We start from the raw sequence: 7,882 nt of genomic DNA on the forward strand, positions 1-7,882 counted from the left end.
GGGGCGGCCGGAGCCGCCGGTCCCACCGGCCCCGCGGCTCCGGCCGCCCCGGCCGCCGGCCTCAGCCGTCCCGCCCTGCTCGTCCTGTGCGCCTGCGTCCTGGTCGCCCAGGGCATGGTGGCCGCCGTCAACCTGCTGATCCCGCAGCTCGCGGCGTCCACCCTGCACCCGACGCCGAGCCAACTGCTCTGGGCGGTCGACGCCTACGTCATCGTCTTCGCCGCCCTGCTGATCCCCGCCGGTGCCCTCGGTGACCGCTACGGACGCAAGGGCGCCCTGCTGGCCGGCCTCGCCCTGTTCGCCGCCGGCGCCGCGCTCAGCGCCCTCGCCGTCTCACCGGCCGTGCTCGTCGCCGGCCGGGGCGTGTGCGGCGCCGGCGCGGCCCTGATCATGCCCGCCACCATGTCGATCCTGGTCCACCTGAGCGCCCCCGAGCGCCGTGGCCAGGCGTTGGCCACCTGGACGCTCTCCGCCGGACTCGGAGGCCTGGCGGGCAACGTCGGGGGCGGACTGGCCGCCGAACACGCCACCTGGCGCGCCCTGTTCTGGGCGGTCGTCCCGCTCGCCGTGCTGCTCGCCCTCGCCGCGGTGCGGATCGTGCCGCGCATCCCGCGCCGGCCCGAGGCCGCCATCGACCCGTTCGGCGCGGTCCTGCTCACCGCAGCCCTGGTCGGCATCGTGCGCGGCATCATCGAGGGCCCGTCGTACGGCTGGACCTCTGCCCAGGTGCTCTCCAGCTTCGCCGTCGGCGCGCTGCTCCTGGTGGTCTTCGTGCTGCGCGCCCTGCGGGTGGCCCGGCCGCTGTTCGACCCTCGGGTCTTCCGCTCGCGGCGGCTGCGCGCCGGCACCCTCGGCATCGGCGCCGCGTTCTTCGGCCTGTTCTCGCTGTTCTTCGTCAACGCCCAGTACCTCCAGTACGCCAAGGGCTTCTCGCCCGCGCAGACCGGCTTCGCGATCGTCCCGCTGACCGTCGGCATGGCCCTGGTCCCCAAGCTGGGCGCACGGCTCCAGGACCGGTTCGGGCCCCGGCTGCCGGTCACCGCCGGACTGGCCGTGATCGCCGCGGGGCTGTTCCTGGTCTCCACCGCCGACGCGGGCACCCCGTACGCCCTCTACGCCGTCCACCTGCTGGTGCTCTCCATCGGCACCGGGCTGTGCGCGCCCTCGCTGACCCTCAGCGTGGTCGCCGAACTCCCGCCCCACCAGGCCGGACTGGGCTCGGGCCTGAACACCGCGGCCCGGGAGGTCGGCGCGGCCCTGGGCGTGGCCGTGGTGGGCACGATCCTGGCCTCGCGGTTCCACGGCACGCTCCAGGACCCCGCCCACGTCGCCGAGTTCACCGCGGCGATGTCCACGGGTCTGCGGACGGCGTCCCTGGTCGTGCTGGCCGTCACCCTCGTGGCCGCCTTCCTGTACCGCCCCGGCCGCCGCACGGGGACCCCGGCGGCGGCCTGACGGACGGGCGGCCGGCTCAGGCCAGCGGGGCCTTGCTCCGCAGGATCCCGAGGAACTCCCGCATCCACGCCGGGTGGTCGGGCCAGGCGCGGGCCGAGACCAGGGTGCCGTCGACCACCGCCTCGGAGTCCTCGAAGGCCGCGCCGGCCGTCCTCATGTCCGGTTCCAGGGCCGGGTACGCCGTCACCCGACGGTCCGTGAGACCGCTGGTGGCGGCGGTGATCAGGGGGCCGTGGCAGATCTGGGCGACCGGCTTGTCGGCCTCGGTGAAGGCGGTCAGGATCCGCTGCACCTCCGGGTCGTTGCGCAGGTACTCCGGGGCCCGGCCGCCCGGCAGCACCACGGCCGCGTACTGCCCGGGGTCGACGTCGGCGAAGGCCACGTCGGCCGGCCAGGTGTAGCCGGGCTTCTCGGTGTAGGTGTCGAAGCCGTCCTCGAAGTCGTGCACCACGAACCGCAGTTTCTTCACCGAAGGGGCCGCGATGTGGACCTCGTACCCCTCCTCGCGCAGGCGCTGGTAGGGGTAGAGGACCTCCAGCGACTCCGCCGCGTCGCCGGTCACGATCAGGATCCGCACTGCCATCGGCTGCTCCCACAAGGTCGTTCGCGTGACGGACACAGGCCTTCGGGTTCACCCGGGCCTGCGGTCACCGTGCCCGTCCGGCGGACTCCTGCCAAGAGGGCCTCGTCACGACCGAACATCCGTGCTTCCGACATGTTCTCTTCATCTGTACGGCACATGACAATGTGAGCCTCGCTCTGCCACCTGACACCCCGCCACGACCCGGGCGGGAGCGGTGCGTGCGGAAAGGTGCACCCCCCCATGCCCACGTTCTCGCGCTACGTCCCCTGGGCGGGCGGACTCGCGGCGGCCGCGGCCGCCGCGCTGCTGCTCGTGCCCGCCGCCACCGCCTCGGCCGGCCTGCCGCCGGCCGCCGCTCCGGCCCCCGCCGGAAACCGGACCACGGCCGGGACCGCCGCCGGTGCCGCCGCGGTCGCCGACTACTACGCGGCGGCCCAGGGCAAGACCGGCCCCGCCCTGAAGACCGCCCTGCACGGCATCGTCAAGAACCAGTCGAAGATCACGTACGACCAGGTCTGGAACGCCCTCAAAGTCACCGACGAGGACCCGAACAACCGCAACAACGTCATCCTCGTCTACTCGGGCCGCTCCCAGTCCAAGTCCACCAACGGCGGCGGAGCCAACGACTGGAACCGCGAGCACGTGTGGGCCAAGAGCCACGGGGACTTCGGCACCGCCACCGGCCCCGGCACCGACCTGCACCACCTGCGCCCCGAGGACGTCACCGTCAACAACACCCGCGGCAACAAGGACTTCGACCGCGGCGGCAGCCCCGTCTCCGAGGCCCCGGGCAGCTTCACCGACGCCGACTCCTTCGAGCCCCGCGACGCGGTCAAGGGCGACGTCGCCCGGATGCTGCTCTACATGGCCGTCCGCTACGACGGCGACGACGGCTTCGCCGACCTGGAGATGAACGACCGGGTGAACAACGGCTCGGCGCCGGCCATCGGCCGGATCAGCGTCCTGAAGGAGTGGAACCGGATCGACCCGCCGGACGCCTTCGAGCAGCGCCGCAACCAGGTCATCTACGACACCTACCAGCACAACCGCAACCCGTTCATCGACCACCCGGAGTGGGTCGACCAGATCTGGTAGCGGCCCACTGCCGCAGCAGCCGCTTGTCGGGCTTGCCCCGGGAGGTCAGCGGCAGCTCCCGCTCCCAGAACACCGCCGTCGGCCGGTGGTAGGGCGCCAGCGCCGCGACCACCCGGTCGCAGGCCTCCGCGGCCACCCGGTCCCCGGGCTCGTACCCGGGGGCCGGCACCAGGAAGGCGCAGACCTCCTCCCCGGTGAGGTCGCTGTGCCGGCCGACGACGGCGGCCTCCGCCACCGCCGGATGCCCGGTGAGCGCGGCCTCCACGGGCAGGCAGTAGACGTTGTCCCCGTCCACCATCACCACGTCCTTGACCCGGTCGACGAGGTACAGGTAGCCCGCCGCGTCGAGCCGGCCGAGGTCACCGGTGCGCAGCCAGCCCCCGCGCAGCACGCCGGCGGTCAGGGCGGGCTGGTTCCAGTAGCCGGACATCATCGCCGCCGACCGGGTCCACACCTCCCCGGTGGAGCCGGCCGGCAGTACCCGGACCCCGTCCGCGTCCCGCACCTGGACCTCCACCCCGGGCGCCGGCCGGCCCACCGAGGCCAGCAGCCCGGGCCGGTCCCTGACCGCCGCGTCGTGGTCGGCGGGGGAGAGCCGGCAGATCACCGCCGCCTCGTTCATGCCGTAGCCCTGCCGCCACCGGCCGCCCCAGCGGGTGACGGCCTCGCGCAGCCGCCCGGGGTCGATGGGCGAAGCCCCGTACGAGACGGCCCGCAGCCCGGGGACGCCGTCGGCCGTCGCCGGATGGTCCAGCAGCCGGTACACCATCGACGCCATCAGGTACGTCGAGACCGGCGCGAGGCGCCGGCAGGCGGCGGCGAACTCCGGCGGGTCGAAGGACTCCAGCACCTCGACCCGGCCCCCGGCCCGCAACTGCTCCAGGCAGCGCCCGCCGGCCCGTTCGGCCAGCGAGGTGACCGAGAGGTGGACAGCACCGGCCGCCTCCGGGCGGTCCACCGACCGCGCGGCCATCGCGCCGAACGTCGAGGCCACCCCCTTGGGCAGCCCGGTCGTCCCGCTGGTGTACGTCACCCGGGCCACGTCGTCCTCCCGGGCCCGCACCGGCACCGGCACCGGGTCGCGCACCGCCGCCCGCGCCACGAGCTCGGCGAGCGCGAGCCGCGGCACGCCCGTCTCGGGCACCGGCATGTCGTGGACGACCAGGCCGGGGCGGCAGTCCTGGAGCAGGAACTCCAGACCGTAGGCCGAGGGGCCGCCCACCACCATGGTCAGCCGTGCCCCCAGCAGGTGCGCGGCCAGCCGCACCAGCAGCAGCTCGGGCCGGTTCCCCGCGACCACGCAGGCCAGGCCCGTACCGCGGCCCGCACCGGCCTCCGCCAGGGCGCCGGCCAGCCGGTGGACCTCGTCGAGCGCCTCGGAGAAGGTCAGCAGCGCGGCTCCGCCGCCGATCGCGGGCCGGCCGGCGTACCGCTCGAACGCCTCGACCAGCTCAGTGACATACCGCGCGGCCATGCCACGCCCACCGCCTCTCCGTACCCTCGCCGCGACGGTACACCGGGCGCGGGGCCGGCCCGGCATGATGGCGGTATGACGACCGGATCCCGTGCTCGTTCGTTCAGCTCCGCGGCCGCCCGCTACGCCGAGAACCGCCCGTCCTACCCGCCCGCCCTCTTCGAGGCCCTCCAGGACGTGGCCGGATTCCCCCTGCGCGGCGCCCGGGCCGCCGACGTCGGCGCCGGCACGGGCATCGCCACCGCCGCCCTGCACGCGCGCGGCGCCGTGGTCCTCGCCGTCGAACCGGGCGAGGGCATGGCCGCGGAGCTGCGCCGCCGCCGTCCCGACGTCCCCGTGGTGCGCGGGGACGGCAACCGGCTCCCGCTCGCCACGGCCTCGCTGGACCTGCTCACCTACGCCCAGTCCTGGCACTGGACCGACCCCGCCCGCTCGGTGCCCGAGGCACTGCGCGTCCTGCGGCCCGGCGGCGCGCTCGCGGTCTGGTCGAACGACCCGGACACCTCCCTGCCGTGGATCGCCGCGCAGGAGGCCCGGATCGAGGAGCGGTTCGGGCCCGGCTGGTACATCAACGCGCGCACCCGCTCCGGACACGGGGCGGTGTTCACCCGGCGCCGGGTCACCTGGTCCCGGTGGGTCCCGCTCGACACCCACCTGGCCAAACTCTCCACCCACTCGCTGTTCCTCGTCGGCACCGAGGGCGCCACGGCCTTCCTGGCCGAGGAGCGCGAGCGGCTGGCCGCGCTCTTCCCGGACGGCCGGATCGAGGAGCGCTACGTGACGGAGCTGAGCGTGGCGCACCGCCCTCAGTGACGGGAGGACGCGCAGCACGCCGCCCCGAGCAGCAGGATCGGGGGCGGGCGCCGGCCGGAGGGGGCGGAGGGGGAGGGGAAGGGCGCGGGCCGGGACACGGTCGGCTCCTCGGTCTCGGGGTCGCTGGGTGTGCCGGAGGTGTAGCCCGCGGCCCGCACCCTGCCCCCGCCCCGGCGGCCGTGAGCTGAATCACAGCGGAAAGCGGGTCCGCGGGGCGGGGGACGTTCGGCGGCCGCCGCCTAGGAGGAAGGTCGTGAGGCGATACGCAGGAACCGCCCAGACCGCCGTGACGCAAGGGAGCGGATGTGCCGACTGAGCTCGAAGGCGAAGGCATCGCCGTCCGCCCACCGCTGCACGCGACCCAGCTCGCCGACCCGACGGCCCCGCACACCGCGGCCGACGCCGAGGACGGCGAGGACGCCGAACGGCGCGCGGCGCGCCTGCTGGCCGACGCCCGGGTCGTGGAGATATTGCGGCACGACGGCTTCACCGGGCCCCGCTACGACCGGTTCGTCGAGCGACTGACCGGCTACGCCTGGACCACCATGGTCAAGTGGTGCGCCAGCGGCGAGATCTTCCGCCGGGCACTGGAGGCGGACCGCCCGGTGCCCCGGCACATGATCGTGTCCCACTGGACCCAGGACGACCGCCTGGAGGTCTCCACCGACAGCGTCATCAACGGACTGCTGGTCTTCCGGAGATACGGGCTGGTGGAGGGGCGTTGGAGCCCGGAGGGCGGGGCGAACCTGACGACGTACTACATGGGCGCCGTCATCCGCGCGTTCACCCCGGTCTACCGGACCTGGTACGAGGACCGCCGGACCGGCCAGGCCGAACTGTGCCGGCCGGCCCACGACGAGGACGGGGACGGCGACCCGATGGCCGCCATCCCCGACCAGCGCGCGGCCGACCCCTGCCGGTCCGCGGCCGTGCACGACGAGATCCGGCGGCTGCTGCCCCGGCTGACGGACCCCCAGGTCCGCGAAGGCCTCGGCTGGTACGCCGTCGGATGCACCCAGGCGCAGGCCGCGCAACGCGTGGGGCTGACCCGCAAGGCGCTGGAGCGCCGCACCCACCGACTACGCGCCCGACTGACCGACGACGGTGGGCGGCAGCAGGAGCCCGGGGAGGGAGCAGCACGATGAGCCTGCGACGTGAGGGATCCATGGACCCCCTCGTCCCGACCGTGACACCGGTCGGGGCCGCCGACGAGGACCTCGACTTCGAGGCGCTGCTGGATGCGTCCAGCCTGGGCGCCCCCCATGTGAGGGGGGTGCTCGGGCAGACCCCCGAGCCTTTTCGGCGACGCATCGCGGCGGCGGCCGCGGGCGCCGCCGTGGGCGCGGACGGTCCGGTTCCGGGGGAGGAGGAGCGGACCGGGCAGGAGCCGGCCGTGGTCGAAGTGGCCCAGGTGGCCGATGGGGAGCTGGTCGACGTGCCGGGAACGGGCGAGCTGGAGCCGCGGCGTGCGGGCGCGGCGGTGCGCCGTGAGCCGGTCCGCACGCCCGACCTCCGGTACGCCTTCGCCCACCGGTCGTTCCTGATCTACCTCTCCGTGACGGGCAGACTGGGGGGGACCCGGCACGACCCGCCCGTCCTCGCCCCGGCCGAGCGGTACGGGCAGGGCACCGGCGGGGGCCTGCCGCGCGGGCTGCGCAGCTGGCGGGAGCGGGACGGGGAGTACGAGGTGCTCCGCGCCGACGTGCTGGCGCGCCTGTACGAGGACCCGGCCGACGGCGCCCTGCTGCGGCTGACGGTCCGGCTGACGTACCGCCCCTCGGACCCGTACGCGGTGGAGGCGGTCTTCCGCTCCGGCCCGGACCGGGTGGCCTGGGTGTTCGCGCGGGAACTGCTGGTGGAGGGGCTGCGGGCCAGAGCCGGTGCGGGGGACGTCACGGTGTGGAGCGACGACACCGACGTGCGCAAGGAGGCCCGGCGGACCTTCATCGAGCTGAGCCCGCCCGAAGGCACGGCCCTGGTGGCGCTGCCGAGCGGTGAGGTGGCCCAGTTCCTGGACGAGTCGGAGCGCATCGTCGCGTTCGGCGCGGAGGACGAGCACCTCATGCGCAGACTCGACGAGCTGGAGGAGGAGTTCAGCCAGCTCACGGCATCGCCCGGCAGTAAGGACTGACCCCGCGGGGACGGGCGCGGACGGGTGGATTCCGGACAGGTTTCCGGAACCGGTCCGTCGTGCCGGACGGCGGGTTGTGGTGGGGGAGGGGCGCGCGGTGCGCCCGGGCCGGCGCGGGGCTCGCGCCTCCGGCGGTGGCGAACGGGTCGAAGGGCCTCGGCGGTGGCCGGATGCCACCCGTGGGACGCCTGGCCGATATGTGACCCGTGATATCCGTTTTGACGGTTTCCGTGACGCGACGGTCATGTCCGTACGCTACGGTAACGTCGCTGTCCGTCATCAGCGGCGTCCTGACCAGGCGCACCTACGGCGACCCCCCTCTGCCACCCCC

Annotated in this window: 7 protein-coding genes; 5 read left to right on the forward strand and 2 right to left on the reverse strand. The window is 74.6% G+C overall.

Going from position 1 to position 7,882, the window contains the following annotated elements:
* Positions 1-75 precede the first annotated feature (75 nt).
* Positions 76-1,455 (forward strand): MFS transporter, encoded by a 1,380-nt coding sequence (locus EF918_RS28920; RefSeq protein ID WP_260610777.1) that lies wholly within the window; start codon positions 76-78, stop codon positions 1,453-1,455.
* Positions 1,456-1,471: 16 nt separating this feature from the next.
* Here EF918_RS28920 and EF918_RS28925 read toward each other — a convergent pair whose 3' ends face one another.
* Positions 1,472-2,038 (reverse strand): DJ-1/PfpI family protein, encoded by a 567-nt coding sequence (locus tag EF918_RS28925; protein ID WP_125651886.1) that lies wholly within the window; start codon positions 2,036-2,038, stop codon positions 1,472-1,474.
* Between the two features lie 240 nt (positions 2,039-2,278).
* Between EF918_RS28925 and EF918_RS28930 the strand changes: the two genes are divergently transcribed.
* On the forward strand, positions 2,279-3,133 hold the full coding sequence (locus tag EF918_RS28930) for an endonuclease I family protein (protein WP_125651887.1): 855 nt from the start codon (positions 2,279-2,281) through the stop codon (positions 3,131-3,133).
* Here the strand turns inward: EF918_RS28930 and EF918_RS28935 are convergent.
* Positions 3,096-4,607: an AMP-binding protein gene (locus tag EF918_RS28935; protein ID WP_185921970.1), complete on the reverse strand. Its 1,512-nt coding sequence runs from the start codon at positions 4,605-4,607 to the stop codon at positions 3,096-3,098. The genes EF918_RS28930 and EF918_RS28935 overlap by 38 nt on opposite strands.
* 75 nt (positions 4,608-4,682) lie before the next feature.
* Between EF918_RS28935 and EF918_RS28940 the strand changes: the two genes are divergently transcribed.
* The 3 genes from EF918_RS28940 (at position 4,683) to EF918_RS28950 (ending at position 7,551) form a co-directional block, all read left to right on the forward strand.
* Complete coding sequence (locus EF918_RS28940) at positions 4,683-5,420, forward strand: class I SAM-dependent methyltransferase (protein WP_125651889.1); 738 nt, start codon at positions 4,683-4,685, stop codon at positions 5,418-5,420.
* Between the two features lie 305 nt (positions 5,421-5,725).
* Complete coding sequence (locus EF918_RS28945) at positions 5,726-6,565, forward strand: hypothetical protein (RefSeq protein ID WP_260610776.1); 840 nt, start codon at positions 5,726-5,728, stop codon at positions 6,563-6,565.
* Positions 6,562-7,551, forward strand: coding sequence for an SsgA family sporulation/cell division regulator (locus EF918_RS28950; protein WP_125651890.1), 990 nt, complete (start codon positions 6,562-6,564; stop codon positions 7,549-7,551). The genes EF918_RS28945 and EF918_RS28950 overlap by 4 nt, the downstream gene beginning before the upstream one ends.
* The last annotated feature ends 331 nt before the right edge of the window (positions 7,552-7,882 follow it).

This window comes from Streptomyces sp. WAC06614, from assembly GCF_003949795.1.
GTDB lineage: Bacteria > Actinomycetota > Actinomycetes > Streptomycetales > Streptomycetaceae > Streptomyces.

Bases quoted from the DNA above. Each gene is read 5' to 3' on its own strand.
- EF918_RS28925 (WP_125651886.1), bottom strand. From the start codon at position 2,038: ATGGCAGTGCGGATCCTGATCGTGACCGGCGACGCGGCGGAGTCGCTG.
- EF918_RS28930 (WP_125651887.1), top strand. From the start codon at position 2,279: ATGCCCACGTTCTCGCGCTACGTCCCCTGGGCGGGCGGACTCGCGGCG.
- EF918_RS28935 (WP_185921970.1), bottom strand. From the start codon at position 4,607: ATGGCCGCGCGGTATGTCACTGAGCTGGTCGAGGCGTTCGAGCGGTAC.
- EF918_RS28940 (WP_125651889.1), top strand. From the start codon at position 4,683: ATGACGACCGGATCCCGTGCTCGTTCGTTCAGCTCCGCGGCCGCCCGC.
- EF918_RS28950 (WP_125651890.1), top strand. From the start codon at position 6,562: ATGAGCCTGCGACGTGAGGGATCCATGGACCCCCTCGTCCCGACCGTG.